Origin of the sequence: Arthrobacter crystallopoietes BAB-32 (assembly GCF_000328305.2) — a bacterium.
Taxonomy (GTDB): Bacteria; Actinomycetota; Actinomycetes; order Actinomycetales; family Micrococcaceae; genus Crystallibacter; species Crystallibacter crystallopoietes_A.
This window is the reverse complement of record NZ_ANPE02000129.1, coordinates 1-16,629: the sequence shown is the minus strand read 5'-3', so window position 1 is coordinate 16,629 and position 16,629 is coordinate 1. Positions and strand designations below refer to the sequence as shown.

General features: G+C 67.6%; 14 protein-coding genes. 9 read left to right on the top strand and 5 right to left on the bottom strand.

The features are described from left to right. Positions 1-64 precede the first annotated feature (64 nt). Complete coding sequence (locus D477_RS10695; RefSeq protein WP_150110076.1) at positions 65-1,615, bottom strand: amino acid permease; 1,551 nt, start codon at positions 1,613-1,615, stop codon at positions 65-67. Between the two features lie 522 nt (positions 1,616-2,137). On the opposite strand from D477_RS10695, the gene D477_RS10690 reads away from it, so the two are divergent. The 3 genes from D477_RS10690 to D477_RS10680 are packed head-to-tail and all read left to right on the top strand — an operon-like array spanning position 2,138 to position 5,416. Then, positions 2,138-3,544 carry a DUF6421 family protein gene (locus D477_RS10690; RefSeq protein ID WP_005269052.1) on the top strand — a complete coding sequence of 469 codons (1,407 nt, stop codon included), beginning with the start codon at positions 2,138-2,140 and terminating at the stop codon, positions 3,542-3,544. Then, the gene (locus D477_RS10685) at positions 3,541-4,278 is read left to right on the top strand and encodes an SDR family oxidoreductase (RefSeq protein WP_005269051.1); all 738 of its coding nucleotides are present in this window, start codon (positions 3,541-3,543) and stop codon (positions 4,276-4,278) included. The genes D477_RS10690 and D477_RS10685 overlap by 4 nt, the downstream gene beginning before the upstream one ends. Before the next feature lie 43 nt (positions 4,279-4,321). Next, complete coding sequence (locus D477_RS10680; RefSeq protein ID WP_005269050.1) at positions 4,322-5,416, top strand: threonine aldolase family protein; 1,095 nt, start codon at positions 4,322-4,324, stop codon at positions 5,414-5,416. 57 nt (positions 5,417-5,473) lie between these two features. Here D477_RS10680 and nagA read toward each other — a convergent pair whose 3' ends face one another. Further along, a complete protein-coding gene (gene nagA, locus D477_RS10675) occupies positions 5,474-6,697 on the bottom strand; it encodes an N-acetylglucosamine-6-phosphate deacetylase (RefSeq protein WP_043846564.1) in 1,224 nt (407 codons plus the stop codon). After that, a complete protein-coding gene (locus tag D477_RS22660; protein ID WP_190273552.1) occupies positions 6,694-6,849 on the bottom strand; it encodes a hypothetical protein in 156 nt (51 codons plus the stop codon). The genes nagA and D477_RS22660 overlap by 4 nt, the downstream gene beginning before the upstream one ends. 148 nt (positions 6,850-6,997) lie before the next feature. On the opposite strand from D477_RS22660, the gene D477_RS10670 reads away from it, so the two are divergent. Continuing rightward, positions 6,998-7,444, top strand: coding sequence for a helix-turn-helix domain-containing protein (locus D477_RS10670; protein WP_043846562.1), 447 nt, complete (start codon positions 6,998-7,000; stop codon positions 7,442-7,444). A 104-nt stretch (positions 7,445-7,548) separates the two neighbouring features. Further along, on the top strand, positions 7,549-7,872 hold the full coding sequence (locus D477_RS10665) for a HepT-like ribonuclease domain-containing protein (protein ID WP_005269047.1): 324 nt from the start codon (positions 7,549-7,551) through the stop codon (positions 7,870-7,872). A gap of 7 nt (positions 7,873-7,879) precedes the next feature. Here the strand turns inward: D477_RS10665 and D477_RS10660 are convergent, their stop codons facing one another. Continuing rightward, positions 7,880-9,466, bottom strand: a complete 1,587-nt coding sequence (locus D477_RS10660) for a DUF4389 domain-containing protein (protein WP_237740766.1) — start codon at positions 9,464-9,466, stop codon at positions 7,880-7,882. A 97-nt stretch (positions 9,467-9,563) separates the two neighbouring features. Between D477_RS10660 and D477_RS10655 the strand changes: the two genes are divergently transcribed. Next, the gene (locus D477_RS10655; protein ID WP_005269045.1) at positions 9,564-10,871 is read left to right on the top strand and encodes a hemolysin family protein; all 1,308 of its coding nucleotides are present in this window, start codon (positions 9,564-9,566) and stop codon (positions 10,869-10,871) included. Here the strand turns inward: D477_RS10655 and epsC are convergent. Beyond that, the gene (gene epsC, locus D477_RS10650) at positions 10,868-11,455 is read right to left on the bottom strand and encodes a serine O-acetyltransferase EpsC (protein WP_005269044.1); all 588 of its coding nucleotides are present in this window, start codon (positions 11,453-11,455) and stop codon (positions 10,868-10,870) included. The genes D477_RS10655 and epsC overlap by 4 nt on opposite strands. A gap of 369 nt (positions 11,456-11,824) precedes the next feature. Here epsC and D477_RS10645 point away from each other — a divergent pair, with 369 nt between their 5' ends. From D477_RS10645 to xdhC, 3 genes are all read left to right on the top strand, one after another. After that, positions 11,825-13,315 carry a xanthine dehydrogenase small subunit gene (locus D477_RS10645; protein WP_005269043.1) on the top strand — a complete coding sequence of 497 codons (1,491 nt, stop codon included), beginning with the start codon at positions 11,825-11,827 and terminating at the stop codon, positions 13,313-13,315. Next, positions 13,312-15,822, top strand: a complete 2,511-nt coding sequence (xdhB, locus tag D477_RS10640; RefSeq protein ID WP_005269042.1) for a xanthine dehydrogenase molybdopterin binding subunit — start codon at positions 13,312-13,314, stop codon at positions 15,820-15,822. The genes D477_RS10645 and xdhB overlap by 4 nt, the downstream gene beginning before the upstream one ends. A gap of 2 nt (positions 15,823-15,824) precedes the next feature. Beyond that, positions 15,825-16,629, top strand: an 805-nt coding sequence (gene xdhC, locus D477_RS10635) for a xanthine dehydrogenase accessory protein XdhC (protein WP_005269041.1), incomplete at its 3' end; no start/stop codon positions are given.

Below are 16,629 nucleotides of genomic sequence, written 5' to 3'. Positions count from 1 at the left end.
ATTAGCGGGCAACTGCCGCCGGGGACCCCGCAAGACCTGGGGGAGCCCGGCGGCAGCCGCAGGGTCACCGGGAGCCGCTGGCAGGTTCCTCTTTGAGGTCCTCCGGCGCCGCGAGATCCATCTCGAGCAGCGGCACCATCTTGGACTTGGTGACGTAGCGGTGGACCAGCCACAGGGCGATGAACACCGGTAACCCGATGTAGGAGGACAGCACTTCCATGCCTCTTCCGGCAAGCACGGCCTCGTAGTTCTGCCCAGCTATCACGAGGAGCAGCAGGGCGAAGGCCAGCAGCGGGCCGATGGGGAACCAGGATGCTTTGTATGGCAGGTCGCTGACCTTGTTGCCTTGGGCCAGGAAGCCGCGCCTGAATCGGTAGTGGGAGATCGCGATCCCCGCCCAGACGATGAAGCCGCACAGCCCCGACAGGTTCAGCAGCCAGGAGTAGGCCGCGCCCTGGCCGACGATGGCCGAGAGGAAGCCGAAGAGCCCCACGGCAGCCGTCGCCAGCAGCGCCGGGATCGGCACTCCGCGGGCGTTGGTGCGGCCGAAAATCTTCGGGGCCTTTCCGTCGTGGGCCATGGCATAGAGCATGCGGGTGGAGGCATATAGTCCGGAGTTGCCGGCCGAAAGGATGGCGGTCAGGATTACCGCGTTCATCAAGGCCGCTGCGAAGGCGATCCCCGCGCGCGAGAAGACCAGGGTGAACGGGGATACTGCGATATCGGCCTCGCCGGAGGCCAGCAGGCTCGGGTCATTGAACGGGACCAGGCAGCCAATAATGAAGATGGCGCCAACGTAGAAGAGCATGATGCGCCAGAAGACCGTGCGGATCGCCTTCGGCACTTCGCGCCGCGGGTTCTTGGCTTCGCCTGCGGCTACGCCGACCAGTTCGGTGCCCTGGAAAGAGAACCCGGCAATCATGAAGACCGAGATGATCGAGACCCAGCCTCCGTGGAACACTTCATCGCGGTTCTCCCAGTTGCTCAGGCCCGGGCTGTTGCCCCCGAGGATGCCGAAGATCATCAGCACACCCGCGGTCAGGAAGAGAACCACTGCGGCGACCTTGATCAGGGAGAGCCAGAATTCCGACTCACCGAAGGACTTGGCCGAGAGTGCGTTGAGCCCGGTCAGCACCAGCAAAAACACTCCGGCCCAGATCCACCCGGGAACTCCCGGAAACCAGAAATCCATGATGATTCCCGCCGCGACCAGTTCAGCGGCCACCGTGATCGCCCAGTTGAACCAGTAGTTCCAGCCGATCGCGAAGCCGAAGGACGGGGAGACGAAACGGGTGGCAAAGGTCTGGAAGGAGCCGGCGACCGGAATTGTGGCGGACATCTCGCCCAGTGACTGCATCAGCAGGAACACCATCAGCCCTACCAGCACGTAGGCGACGAGCGCGCCGCCGGGACCCGCCTGGGCAATCGAGCCGCCTGACGCCACGAAGAGTCCGGTGCCGATGGCGCCGCCTATGGCAATCATTTGCAGGTGGCGGCTGCTGAGCCCGCGTTTGAGTTCGTTGGAGGCGCCGCCGGCCCCAGTCGCTGGGGAAGATTCATGAGTGCCGGGTGCCGTAGCCCGATCGTCTGTATGCACGGGGGAGCTGAGTCCCATTGTTCCTCCGAAGGTAGTAGCGGGGGTGAGCTTTCCGGCGGGCCCGGCCGGGAAGGACGGTGATCAAGCTAACACGCGAAGAAAAAGGGGCTCGAAGTGAAGCAAATATTGCCGCGGAGGTACGGAAAGTCTTACCAGTCCTCCATGATTCCAGATGGGAAGGATTAGATTTACTAAGTCATAGCCGTCATGAGGGCAAGAGCGCTTGTTTGGCTGCTATGGAACCGGCGGCGCATCGGCCGCACGTGCCAAGCTTTGCTGCTGGTCAAATCAGGTTGGATGCCTGGCGGCTCACCTAGGGGCGAGCCCGGTTGCGGGACCGGCGCGCAAGTCAGAACGACGCTTCTCTGCAACCCGAACTCAAAAAATGTGGCCAAGAACGCAAAACTCGCATGCAACCGGGCGTGCACATGGGACCGAGCAATCGTTTTGCTTATGCTCCGTGCGTTTTGACATTAGACATGCTGACTCTGGCCTAGGCTCTCGTTGTACTTCACCTGCCTCCGCTCGAAAGGATTGCCAATGCCCACGGCTACCCAGCGCATTTCCGAAACGCTCGCCGACCACCAGCTGCGGTCCAACCCGGCGTGGACGGCCCTAAAGAACGCCGCCACGGAACTTCAACTCATCCAGGCTCAGGACGGCTCCGTGCCGGAGCCGGCTGACCGGCCCACCGCCTCCAAACTGGCGGCAGTAATCCGCGAATCCGTAGCCGAGCTCGCGCCCCTCTTCCCGCACGATGCGGAGTATCTCGGCGAAGTCCAGGAAGCCTTCGCGAAGTGGGAAGCAGCAGGCTTTGCAGTCCCGGACTTCCTGGAGGCTCTTCAGGCCTTCCAGCCGCAGCTCCACCGTACAGACGGGCTCCGTCACCTCGTCGTCTTTCCGATGTACACCCAGAACGGCAGCACGAACCGGTTTGTGGAGGCTGTGCTGATCGAAGTCATCTGGCCTGACTTCATCGCCGAACTCGAAGCCGGCGAATACTCGAACGCACTGTTCCTGCCCATCCGGTTCATCGATTTCACTCCGGGCTACGACACCAATTCGGCAGTGCTGTTCCCCGAGTCCGTGGCTGTGCGGGAGACCCCGGAGTTCACTTGGGGTGCGATTTTCGCGGACCGGGAAGCCGCCCGGTTCAGGCGCGTCCTGCGGGCCGCGGCTGAAACTACGCGGCTGGAGCTGCCGGAAGATGCTGCGGGCCTCCTGGACGACCAGCAACTGACCCAGTCGACGTTTGTGATGTGGGATCTGATCCACGACAGGACGCACATGCGCGGAGACCTCCCGTTTGATCCCTTCATGATCAAGCAGCGGATGCCCTTTTTCCTGTACACGCTCGAAGAACTGCGGTGCGATCTGACGGCCTTCCGCGAGTCGGTGAAGATCGAGAAGGACAAGGAGTCATCCGCGGAAGCTCGCAAGCACGCCAAGCTCGTCCAGTACGCCGTCATCTTTGACCGGATTTTCCGCTTCGCGATGACCGGGCCCCGCGTACGCAACTATGACGGCCTCGGAGGCCAGTTGCTGTTTGCCTGGATGCACCAGCACCGGGTGCTGCACTGGACTGACACAAAGCTCACGATCGACTGGGACAACGTCGCTGACGTGGTGATCGCGCTGGGCCAGGAAATCGAGGAGTTGTACTGGCGCTCGATCGATCGTCCCAAGATCGCCCACTGGCTCGAGGCCTACAAGCTGATTTCCGCAACGGTCACGCCTCACCCTGCGTCGACGTGGGCCAAGGGGCCGGATGCCCTCCCGCTCGCCGGACCGCCGCGGGCGCTGACCGACCTGGTTCTGGACGACGAGTTCCCCTACTCGATGTTCTATGAAGCGCTGGAAAAGAAGATCCGGCCCGTCATTGAATCCACCTGCGGCATTACCGGAGAGTCGGATCTTGGCTCGAAGGCAACGGAGGCAGCCGCATGAACGCGGGTTCCGCAACGCTCCCGCTGAATGTCGTCGTCGCCGGTTCAACCAGCGCCGCAGGCCGGGCAGTAACCGAAGCGCTGGTGGGTATCCGCGCGCGCGTGGCCGCGGTCGATCTGGACCGGGCTGGCGTGGAATCGCTCGCCGAAGCCCACGAGGGCGTGCGGCCCTATGTCTGCAACTTGGCCGACTTGTCCGCGGTCAACGACCTCGCGGACCGCATTCGGGGTGATCTCGGGGCTGTGGATGGGCTGATTCATCTGGTTGGCGGTTGGCGCGGGGGAGAAGGCATCCCCGGGCAAACGGACGAGGACTGGAATGTTCTGCATACCAGTGTGCTGACCACTCTGAGGAATACCTCGCGGACCTTCTACCCGGACCTGGAGGCTTCACCAGCGGGCCGCATGGCCATCGTGTCCGCAGTCGCGGCCGCCCGACCGACCGCGTCCGGGGCCGGATATGCGGCCATCAAGGCAGCCTCCGAAGCGTGGGTGCTGGCCATGGCCGACGGTTTCCGGCGGGCGCAGTCGGGCCACAAGACCGAACCGAAGGAGCAGACTTCGGCTGCCACCGTCTTCGTCGTGAAGGCATTGGTCGACGAAAGCATGCGGTTGTCAGCGCCCCAACGGACCTTCCCGGGCTATACCGACGTGAAGGACCTCGCGGGCCAGGTAGCCGCGCTCTTTTCAGCCCCGGCTTCCGACTTGAACGGGACGCGGCAGCACCTCGCCTGATCTCGGCAGCGGCAACCAGAAGCAGTAGAGAAAGCCGGACAACATGACAATTACAGACACCTGCTCAGCAGCAGGACAGCGTCTTCACGATGCAGGCCTGCGCAACTTTGCCTCCGATAACTACGCGGGGGTCCACCCCGAAATCATCACCGCATTGGAACGCGCCAATGAGGGGCATCAGCCGGCCTATGGCGACGACGTTTACACCGAACATCTGCAGCACGTCATGGCGGCCCACTTCGGCCCCCAGGCACAAGCGTTCCCGGTCTTCAACGGGACGGGCGCCAACGTGCTCGCGCTGCAGGCCATGCTGCCGCCGTGGGGCGCCGTGGTGTGTGCTGCCACCGCCCACATCCATACGGATGAAAACGGTGCGCCCGAGCGGGTCGGAAGAATGAAGCTCCTGCCCGTGGCAACGCCGGACGGCAAGCTCACCCCCGAACTGATTGACCGGGAAGCCTGGGGCTGGGGCGACGAACACCGCGCCCAGCCGCTCGCGGTATCCATCACCCAGACAACCGAACTGGGCACCGCCTACCAGGTGGACGAGATCAAAGCGATCGCCGACTACGTCCATGCGCGTGGGATGAAACTGCACATGGACGGTGCCCGGTTGCCCAATGCCGCCGCCCACCTTCAGCGTCCCCTTCGGGAATTCACCACGGACGCCGGCGTCGACGTTCTTTCGCTGGGCGGAACGAAGAACGGAGTGATCTTCGGGGAGGCCGTCATGGTGCTGAACCCCGATGCCGTATCCGGACTCAAGTACCTGCGAAAAATGAACATGCAGCTGGCCTCGAAAATGAGGTTCGCATCCGCCCAGCTCATTGCATTGTACGAAGGGGATCTCTGGCTCCGCTCTGCGGCGCAGGCAAATGCCATGGCGGCCCGGCTCCGCGCGACGCTCGAACCGCATCCGATGGTGGCGTTCACCCAGCCAACGGAATCCAATGCGGTCCTTGCCGTTCTGCCCGCCGAAGCAACACGGCGGCTGCGCAAGAACTACCGCTTCTACGATTGGGACCCTGCCCGCGGAGAAGTTCGATGGATGTGCGCCTTCGATACGACGGCCGCAGATGTCGATGCTTTCTGTGCAGCGGTGGAAGCGGCGCTGGAAGAAGCGGCCAGTCCTGAATGACCGGCCGTTCCAGTACGACGGCGGCACGAGGGACTGCTTCGATCCCACCGTTCTGCTCTAGTTAGGGAGTCCGGCCCGCGGGTATTCCTCTCCGGCGAGCCAGATCCTCAGGGGGCGCAGGTCCTCGTCGAGCAGTACCAGGTCGGCGGGGGAGCCGACGGCGAGGCTGCCGGGGTTGCTGCCGGCCGGCCGGGTTTCGTCGAGCAGGCCGACGGCTTGGGCGGGAACGGAGGTGGCGGCCGAGATGGCGTCGGGCAGGCTGATGCCGGCGGCAACGGCCCGCCGTACTGCGGCGTCCATGGTGAGCGTGCTGCCGGCGATGGCGCCGCTTTCCGTTACCCGGGCGACGCCGTCCCTGACGTTGACCGGCAGGGAGCCGAGACGGTAGCGGCCGTCGCCGGCGCCGGCAGCCGCCATCGCGTCGGTGATCAGGGCGACCCGGCCTGGAGTGGCCTGGAAGGCCAGACGGACCAGCGGATCCTGCACATGGATACCGTCGGCGATCAGTTCCAGGGTGACGTGCGGGGAGTCGAAGGCTGCCGCCACCGGGCCGGGTGATCGATGATGCAAGCCGCTCATCGCATTGAAGGTGTGGGTGAGGACGCTGGCTCCAGCGTCGAAGGCGGCGCGGGCGGTGTCATAATCGCAGTCCGTGTGCCCGATGGCTACCGTCACTCCGTAGTCAACGAGCCGCTTGATCGCGGTGAAGCCGTGGTCCAGCTCGGGAGCCAGCGTGACCTGGCGGACCAGGCCGCCGCCCGCTTCCACCAGCCGGTCGATTGCCGCTGCAGTCGGCGGCACCAGGAAGGCTGGATTGTGGGCGCCGCAGCGGCTGGCCGCGAGGAACGGCCCTTCGAGATGGAAGCCTTTGACCGTTGCGGACCCGGCGGCCGAGGAGGCCAGGCGGCGCAGGGTCGCTTCCATGGTCTCCAGGGGATTGGCCACCAGCGACGCCAGCTGGCTGGTGGTGCCGTGCGCGAGGTGGGTCTCCGGCGCAAGGCGGATATCGCCGTCGTCCTCGAAGGAGACCCCGCCGCCCCCGTGGCAATGGATATCGACGAAGCCAGGCACCAGGTAGGCTCCAGCGGCGTCGATCTCGCGGACGGGCTCGGCGCCGGAAGACGTGCGGGGCCACGGGCCGGTGCCGGCAGCGGCGGAAGCGGTTCCTGGCCAGGGGCCCGTGCCGGCGTCAGCGATCCGGCCGTCTTGAAGCAGCAGCCAGGAACCCGGGCTGATTTCGGCGGGCCCGACCTGGCGGGCCGAGTGGATGACGGTGCTCAGGCTTCCTCGGGCTTCGCCGTGGGGTCTTCCGAATCTTCAGGATTCTGTTCGGCTTCGGGCTCCGGAGGCAGGGCTCCGCCCTCGCCCTTCCAGCGGTGGAGCTGTTTGTCCGGCACATCGCCCATGTGGGGATCAGGGTTTTCGGTGGTCATGGCCGCCACCTTAAGACATTCCTGTAGGAGGGACAATCTTTTTGGCGTATGGCTGCCCGTCCTGCGCGGGCGGACGACGCGGCGCAAGGAGCGGCTGCGCGACAGATCGATTAGCGACGGTGCTATATCGGCTCGATATAATCGGGGAATGGAAGTGGATTTGGTCTATTTGCGCGAGGCTCTGGGGCTCACCCAAACCGAGCTTGCCGACATCTCCGGCGTCAGCCAGCCCAATATCTCCGCCTACGAGTCCGGCCGCCGCAAGCCTCGCCCCGAGACCTTGGAGCGACTCCTCAAAGCGTTGCGTCCGCGCCCGTCTGTGGTCCTGGCTGCACATCGCGCTGAGGTCATCGAGTTGGCGCGGCAACGCGGGATGGACAACGTGAGGGTCTTCGGATCGGCGGTGCGCGGTGAAGACACTCCGGACTCAGATATCGACCTGCTTGTGGACGCCGGACCGGATGCCTCGATCTTCGACCTTGCGGGCCTGGCCCTGGACCTCGAGGAAACCCTCGGCTTCAGGGTGGACATTGTCCAGTCCGGCGGAACCGGCAGGGTCATGGAATCTATCGAGCACGAGGCAGTCCCCCTGTGAAGGGTGCTGAAGACGGGCCACTGTTCACACCGAGGCCGCCGGCGGCTCCGACTTCCTCCCTGGCGGCCGGAACGCCAGCCCGGGTCGCGAAGCCCCTCAGAAACATGGCTGGTTTCATCGATCGGGCCGCTGAGCTGGTTGCTCTCGGCGAAGCTCGACATTTCAGCGAGGCGGGCTGGATCAACCGGGCCGCCCTGAAGTCCCTGTTCATTGATCTGGATTCGGCGGCGAAAAAAGTTCCACACGACATCCGGGAACGGTACCCGGAAGTCCCTTGGCGAGAGCTGTCCGGGGTGCGCAACCTGCTCGCCCATGGCTATGAGTCCGTCCAGGACAGGATCCTGTGGAACACAGCGGTGCGCCAACTTCCGGCCATGGGCGCCGTGCTTGAGCGGGCAGCCGACGAAATCGAAGGCAACCTGGCCTAGCCGCGGACTATCGGGATGTGGCGGGGCCGGCTCCGGTGGCTGGTCCGGGTGCCTGGTCGGGCGTCGGCTGACCGGACATCGGAAGCGGTTCAGCAGGCCCTTGGTCGAGCCGGAAGGGCGGGTAGTCGTCGCGCATCAGGGCTGCATAGGCGGTGACCCGGTAGACCCAGCGGTTGATGCCGAGGACCAGGTTGAACAGTCCGCGCGGGTAGCGGGCGGTGAAGAGCAGGATGACGGCGGCGATGAAGACCAGCAGGCCGAGCAGCGACGGCGTGCTGACGCGGGTGTAGCTGTCCCAGTCGTCGTCCATCGCCCACCATGTGTAGGCAGAGCCGGTCAGGATTGCGACGACCAGATAGTGGGGGATGGCCAGCAGCCACCACTTGACCAGCACCAGGCCGCGGGACAGGCGGTGGGGATATGCGACGTCGAACTCCGCCGGGTAAGCGGCGGGCGCCAAGGTGAACGGTGGGTAGCGGTCCGTTCCCAGGGCGCCGTAGGCGTAGAAGGCGACGCGCCAGTTCCAGCGGACGACGCCGACGTTGAACTTGAACAGCGAATGCGGGTAGCGGCCGGTAAAGAGGATGGCGAAGCCGGCGGCGATGGTGACGATGCCGAAGGCGAACCAGAGGAAAAAGAGCAGGATGTAGTGCGGTATGGCCAGCAGCCACTTGACCAGCCAGAGCCAGCGGGAGAGCCCCGGGTCCAGCTGGCCGTAGAGCAGGGCCGGGTAGGGCTTGCCGTCCGTGGGGTTGCCAGGCGGAGGAGCGCTCGCAGGGGAAGCGCCTGCCGGGGGAGCATTGCCAGGGTAGGCGTCGGAGGTGGAATTAGCCGGTGCACGATACGGGTAGGCCGGCGGGTGGTCCGGGTAGGCGGGCCGGTCGGTCCCTCGGTTGGCGGGGCCAGGCGGGAGGTGGCGGCCGAGGCCGGCGGCGCCGAGGAGCAGCAGCGGCAGGCCGATGATCAGCAGGACCAGGCCGGCGATGAGCAGCCCGATGGCCAGCGGGCCCAGGAAACCCAGCCGGAGGCCCGCGGCGAGATCCGCGGAAACCGGAGCGCCGCCGTCGTTATTCATGACCACAACGGTCCAGTCGCCGGACTGCAGGTCCCATGTGATCCGTTGCTCGCCGGGGCCCGAGGCGGAGACCGCCCAGAAGGCCTGGTCGCCGGGAGGAGCGGGTGTTGCGGTACCCGGCACCTCACGATAGTCGGGCTCGAAGGGGGCGAAGCCGACGTCGTCAAGCTGCGAATGCGCCACGTCAGCCAGGTAGGCGTCCACCTGTGCGGTCTGCGCGATGCCGATGAAGATCTCCTGGTCCCGCGGCACGGCTGCTGCGCGGAGCATGACGCTGAAGTTGTCGGACCGCATCCCCGGCGGCAGCGCCTCGTCCAGCACAACCTCCAAAGGCTCGCTGACCAGGGCGTGCGTGGGTGCGGTGAAGCGGACACGGTCCGACACCAGGTAGCCGTCCTCGTCCTGCGCGGACTGGACCACGCCCAGGAAAGCCGACGAGGCGGCCAGCGCGAAACCGGTGAGCGAGAGCAGGATGCCCAGCACGAGCATGATGATGTGACCGGGCTTCATGGCGGTCATCTCCTACAGGTCGAGGCCTATGGGAGCAGTTTCGGCCTGCCCGCCCCGGCCCGCAAGGGGCATCGGCCCCGTGTTTGGAGTTAGGTAGGGTCAGTCTATGGACGCCGACACGTGGCTGAACCTCGCGCTGGTCTTGTTCTTCGTGCTGCTGGGCGGGATTTTCGCCGGCACGGAAATGGCGCTCGTGTCCCTGCGGGAGAGCCAGATCCGCCGGATCGAGCAGTCCGGGCCGCGGGGCGAGCGGATTGCCGGCTTGGCCCGCAATCCCAACCGCTTCCTGTCCGCGGTGCAGATCGGCGTGACGCTGTCCGGCTTCTTCTCCGCGGCGTACGGCGCCTCGACGATCGCGCCGGACATCGCCCCCGTGCTCCAGGGCTGGGGCCTGCCGGGCGCGGTGGCGGAAACCGGCGCCCTGATCGGGATGACGCTGCTGGTCGCCTACCTGTCCCTGGTGCTGGGCGAACTGGTGCCCAAGCGCCTGGCCATGCAGACCGCCGTCGGCTTCACCCGCCTGCTGGCCCCGCCGCTGAACGTCTTCGCCCAGGTCATGCGTCCCGTCATCTGGCTGCTGTCCGCGTCGACCAACGGGGTCCTCCGGCTGCTCGGCCGCGATCCGACCGCCCGCGAGGAGGCTGTGTCCACGCAGGAATTGTGGGACATGGTGTCGCAGAACGAGGCCCTTGAAGAGGTCAGCCGCAGCATCCTGACCGACGTGTTCGGGGCCGGCGACCGACTGCTGCAGGAGGTCATGCGGCCGCGCACCGAAGTCCAATTCATCCGTGGCGACTTGACCCTCGAGGAGGCCCGCGCCTACACCCGGAACCTGCCGTTCTCCCGCTACCCGGTGATCGGCAGGACACCGGACGACGTGCTGGGCTTCATCCACATCCGCGACCTGATCCCGCACGCCGAGGGGGACCGCGGGGCCGTCGTGCAGGACATCGTGCGCGAACTGCTGCCGCTGCCGGGGACCAACCGGGTGCTGCCTTCGCTCTCGCGGATGCGGCGGGAGGGCCACCACATCGCGCTGGTCGTCGACGAGTACGGTGGCACGGACGGGATCGTGACGCTGGAGGACCTGGTGGAGGAACTGGTCGGCGAGATCTACGACGAGTACGACGCCGGCGCGGAGCCCGAGGACCGGGTGCGGCGGTCCGGCGGCACCATCGATATCGACGGCGGCCTCATCCTCCAGGAGTTCGCGTCACTGTCCGGCGTGCGGCTTCCGGACGGGCAGTACGAGACGGTGGCCGGCTTCATGATCGACCGGCTTGGGCGCATGCCGAAGGCCGGCGACCGGGTGGAGGAGGCTGGCCGGCTGTTCACTGTGCTCTCGATGGACCGGCTGCGGATCGGCCGGATCCGGGTCAGCGTGCTGCCGGATTCCGGCGGCGCGGCAACCTAGACCAGGAACGCCGGGTCGATCAGGTCCAGCCGCGGGTCCCACGGGTAGCTGCCGTCCTTGGGCCGGAACTGTGCCGGAATGCCGATCGCCACGCTATTGGCCGGGATATCGGTAACGACGACGGCGTTCGCGCCAATTGCGGAATCGTCACCTACGGTCACGGGTCCAAGAATGCGGCATCCGGAGCCGAGCATCACCCGGTTGCCGATGGTGGGGTGCCGCTTGGTCTTGTCGAGGGCGCGGCCGCCGAGGGTGACGCCCTGGTACATCATCACGTCGTCCCCGATGACGGCGGTCTCACCGATGACGATCTTGGTGCCGTGGTCGATGAAGACCCGCCGCCCGAGCGTTGCCGCCGGATGGATTTCGATACCGGTCAGGAACCTGGCGAACTGGGACAGCAGCCGCGCGGGCGTCCGCAGGGCCGGACGCTGCCACATTGCGTGCGCAACCCGGTGGGCCCACACGGCGTGCACGCCCGAGTAGGCAGCGCCGACCTCCAAATCCGAGTTGGCCGCAGGGTCCTGGGCCCGGGCGGCCTTCAGGTCCTCGCGCATCAGCGCCAGCAGGCCGCTCTTGGCCATCGTCAATCAGCTCCTCGCCGTCATGGTGGACGCTCCGGCAGCTGTTGCCGCGCCTCTTCCAGCAGAACATTCTAGGCAACACCGCAGACCGGCAACTCATTCCTCGCGTCTGCGGCCACCTTGCTGGCGTCAGCAGCCGGCCTTGCAGCAGCTGCCGCCCGGGCAGTTCGGGGAAGAGGCAGCCCGGCAAATCGATTGGCCTTTAGCGGCTGGATTCCGGGCCCAATCCAGCTTCAATCCAGCCAGTAGTGGCCAATCGATGACTCAGGCCGCGCCGCCTTCAGCATGGAACCCCTCTGGAGGTCCGGCTGGCCAGCAACTAGGCTCGATCGGTAGGGGCAACTCCCTCTTGATGAGGAGCGTGAGGCAATGGAGCCGATCGAAGTTAACGTCAACGGCCTGGTGCGGGGATCCGCCGCCGGCCCGAATGACAGTCTGCTGGACTGGCTGCGCGGTCTGGGGCTGACGGGTGCCAAGGAAGGCTGCGCGGAGGGCGAGTGCGGGGCGTGCGCTGTCCTAGTCGCGCGGTCGGACGGTCCGGAGCGCACTCGGTGGACGGCGGTCAACTCCTGCCTGCCGCCGGCCCTGGCGTTCGACGGCGGGGAGATCGTTACGTCCGAGGGGCTCGGTACCGCAGGCGGTGCAGGGGTGGCGCAGGAGCTGCACCCGGTCCAGCGCGAGATGGCGGACCGCGGCGGTTCACAGTGCGGCTACTGCACCCCCGGGTTCGTCTGTGCGATGGCGGCCGAGTACTACCGGCCGGACCGGCAGCCGGCGGGCAGCGAAGGGCCCGCCGCCGACCACGGCCCCAACGGCTTCGACCTGCACGCCCTGAGCGGCAACCTGTGCCGCTGCACCGGCTACCGGCCGATCCGCGACGCCGCCTACGCCCTTGGGCAGCCCGCCGGGGACGATCCGCTCGCCGCTCGCCTGGCTGCCCCGCCACCCGTCGTGAAGCTGACACGTTCCGGGCCGGGCGGCTCCGGGCCCGGCCGTTCCGCACCGGACGCCTCGGGCTTTGTCCGCCCGGGCACGCTGGAGGAGCTGCTTGAGCGACTTGAGCAGCAACCGGACGCGGTCCTCGTGGCGGGCGCCACCGACGTCGGCGTCGAGCGCAATATCCGGCATGCCCGGCCGCCGCTCGTCCTCGCCGTCGACCGGCTGGAGGAGCTCCGCGGGCTGCACTTCGGACAGGAACACATCGAAATCGGCGCGGCCCTCACCCTGAGCGAGATCGAGCGCGGGCTGGACGGCCGCGTCCCGCTGCTCAGCCAGCTCTTCCCGCAGTTCGCCTCGCGCCTGATCCGCAACAGCGCCACGCTCGGCGGCAATCTCGGCACCGCCTCGCCGATCGGCGACGCCGCCCCCGTCCTGCTGGCGCTGGACGCCGTCCTGGTGCTGGCGTCCAAGCGGAGCGAGCGGGAGGTCGCGCTCGCCGACTACTTCACCGGCTACCGCCGCACCGTCCGCGAGCCCGGCGAGATCATCCGTGCGGTCCGCATCCCGCTCCCGTTGGCTCCCAGCACGGCGTTCCACAAGATCGCCAAGCGGCGCTTCGACGACATTTCCTCGGTGGCCGTCGCCTTCGCGGCAACGTTCGACGGCGCCACTGTCACTAATGTGCGCATCGGCCTGGGCGGCGTCGCCGCGACGCCGATCCGGGCGCGCGCCACCGAGGACGCCCTGACCGGCAGGGAGCTGACCCGGGAGAGCGCCGCGGAAGCCGGCCGCATCATGGCAGGGGAGGGCACCCCGCTGGATGACCACCGGGCCAGCGCCCGCTACCGCGCCGCCATGCTTGAGCAGGCCGTGCTGCGCTTCCATGCCGAGAACCTGCCGGACCTGGAGGTGGCCCGATGAAGTCGCTCGCCGACCGCCCCGTCGATCCCGTCGTCGGCCTGACCGTGTCCCACGAAAGCGCCGCGCTGCACGTCACCGGCGCCGCCCTGTACACGGACGACCTGGTCGCGCGCATGTCCGGCTGCCTCCACGCCTGGCCGGTCCAGGCCCCGCATGCCCATGCCCGGGTCACCGCCCTCCGCGCCGAACCCGCAATGGCGATTCCCGGCGTCGTACGCGTCCTCACTGCCGCGGACGTTCCCGGCGTCAACGACGCAGGCACCAAGGAGGATGAACCGCTCTTCCCCGGCGAGGTGATGTACTACGGCCACGCCGTCTGCTGGGTGCTCGGCGAGACCCCGGAAGCGGCCCGGCTGGGCGCCGAGGCTGTGGAGGTGGAGTACGAGGTGCTGCCTTCGCTGCTGACACTGACCGAGGCGATCGACGCCGGCAGCTTCCAGGGCGGGCAGCCCACGCTCTCCCGCGGTGACGCCGCCGCTGCGCTGGAGCGGGCGCCGCGCCGGTTCAGCGGGACGTTCGAGCTCGGCGGCCAGGAGCACTTCTACCTGGAGACCCACGCGTCCTTCGCGTACGTGGACGAGGCGGGCCAGGTCTTCATCCACTCCTCGACGCAGCACCCGTCGGAGACGCAGGAGATCGCCGCCCACGTGCTCGACCTGACCAGCAGCGAGGTCACCGTGCAGTGCCTGCGCATGGGCGGCGGGTTCGGCGGCAAGGAGATGCAGCCGCACGGCCTGGCTGCCATCGCGGCGCTGGGCACCGTGCTGACCGGGCGGCCGGTCCGGCTGCGGCTGAACCGCACGCAGGACATGACCATCACCGGCAAGCGGCATCCGTTCCACGCCACATGGGAGGTGGGTTTCGACGACGACGGCCACCTCCTGGCGCTGCGTGCCACCATCACGTCCGACGGCGGATGGTGCCTTGATCTGTCCGAGCCGGTCCTTGCGCGGGCCCTGTGCCACATCGACAACTCGTACTTCATTCCCGATGTCGAGGTCCACGGCAGGATCGCGAAGACGAACAAGACCTCGCAGACGGCGTTCCGCGGTTTCGGCGGGCCGCAGGGCATGCTCGTCATCGAGGACATCCTGGGCCGCTGCGCGCCGGCGCTGGGCATCGACCCGACCGAGCTGCGCCGCCGCAACCTGTACTTGCCCGGCCAGAGCACGCCGTATGGCCAGCCCGTCCGGCACGCCGAGCGGCTGCGGGACATCTGGACGCAGCTGTCCGGGCGTGCGGACCTGGAACGGCGCCGGGCGGAGGTCGGGCAGTTCAACGCCACGCACGAGCACACCAAGCGCGGCCTGGCCATGACGCCGGTGAAGTTCGGCATCTCCTTCAACCTGACCGCCTTCAACCAGGCCGGCGCGCTGGTGCATGTGTACAAGGACGGCTCGGTGCTGATCAACCACGGCGGCACCGAGATGGGCCAGGGCCTGCACACCAAGATGCGCCAGGTGGCGGCGACGGCGCTCGGGATCCCGCTGGCGTTCGTGCGGCTCGCGCCGACCCGGACCGACAAGGTGCCCAACACCTCCGCCACGGCGGCGAGCTCGGGCTCGGACCTCAACGGCGGGGCTGTGAAGAACGCCTGCGAGCAGATCCGCGACCGGCTCGCCGAGGTCGCCGCCCGGAAGTTCAACATCCATCCGGACGACGTGCGCTTCGTCGACGGGCGCGTCACCGGCGTCGGCTTCCACGACCGGGACATTTCCTTCGCCCAGCTGGCCAACGACGCCTACTTCCAACGCATCCCGCTGTTCGCCGCCGGCTACTACCGCACGGACGGCATCCACTGGGACTCCTCGCGGATGCAGGGCGAGCCGTTCAAGTACTACTCCTACGGGGCCGCGGTTTCCGAGGTCGAAGTGGACGGCTTCACCGGCGCGTATCGGTTCCTGCGCACGGATATAGTGCACGACGTCGGCGACAGCCTGTCGCCGTTGGTGGACCTTGGGCAGATCGAGGGTGGCTTCGTTCAGGGGACGGGCTGGCTCACCCTTGAGGAACTGCGCTGGGACGTCTCCGACGGGCCCAACCGGGGCCGGCTGGCGACCCAGGCCGCCAGCACCTACAAGCTGCCCAGCTTCTCCGAGATGCCCGAGGAGCTCAACGTCCACCTGTATGAACGGGCCACCGAGAGCGGCGTGGTCTACGGCTCGAAGGCGGTGGGGGAGCCGCCGCTCATGCTCGCGTTCAGCATCCGCGAGGCGCTGCGCGCGGCTGCCGCAGCTTTCGGACCGGGCGACCGGCCGCTTGAGCTGGCCAGCCCCGCCACCCCGGAGGCCGTATTCTGGGCGGTCCAGGCCGCCCGTGAGGCCGCGGCCGATTCCAGCGCCGCCGGCGAAAGAACTGTTTCAGCCGGCCTGCGGGACAGCGGCGACGTCGGCCCGCGGGTTAGCGGCGATGTCGGCACAGAGACTGGCACGGCCAGCCGGCCCCGCGGTGAAGTCCCCTCGGCCCAGCCATCCAGTTCTGCGCCCGCCCGGTCGAGGAGGCGCTGACCATGGATTGGCTCGCCGCTGTGCGGAGCCTGCGCGACGATGGCCGCCCGGCGGTGCTGGCGACCGTCATCGCCGTCCGGGGCCACGCCCCGCGGGAGGCCGGCGCAAAGATGGTAGTCGCGCCGGATAGCACCTGGGACAGCATCGGCGGCGGAAACCTCGAGGCCGAAGTGATCGACCGGGCCCGCGCGATGATCGCCGAAGGAGCCACCGTCCCCGAAACGCTGGCGTTCGCGCTGAACGAGCATGTGGCGAACCGGCACGGCCGGCAGTGCTGCGGCGGCGAGGTGCAGGTGCTGCTGGAGCCGCTGAACGTGGACCCGGCCGTCGCGATCTTCGGCGTCGGCCATGTCGGCTACGAGCTCGCCCGGATCCTGTCCCGGCTGCGCCTGCGCCTGCACCTGGTGGACAGCCGGGCGGACCAACTGGACCCGCTGCGGTTGGCGGACGTGACCGCAGGGCCTGCCACCGTCGTCGTACATCACGCCCCCGCCCCGGAGACCGTGCTGCGGACCCTCCCGCCCGGCGCGCACATCTACATCATGACCCACGACCACGCCGAGGACTTCCTGCTGTGCGACGCCGCCCTGCACCGCGGCGACCTGCAGGTCGGCCTCATCGGCTCGAATGCCAAGTGGGCGCGCTTCCGGAAGCGCCTGCTCGCCGAAGGGCACACCGACGCCGACACCATCCGCTGCCCCATCGGCCTGTCCGGCATCACCGCCAAGGCCCCCGCCGCCATCGCCGTGGCCGTCGCCGCCGAACTCCTGGCAAGCCTCCCCGCGCTCGCAGCCCCGCCCGCCGGAG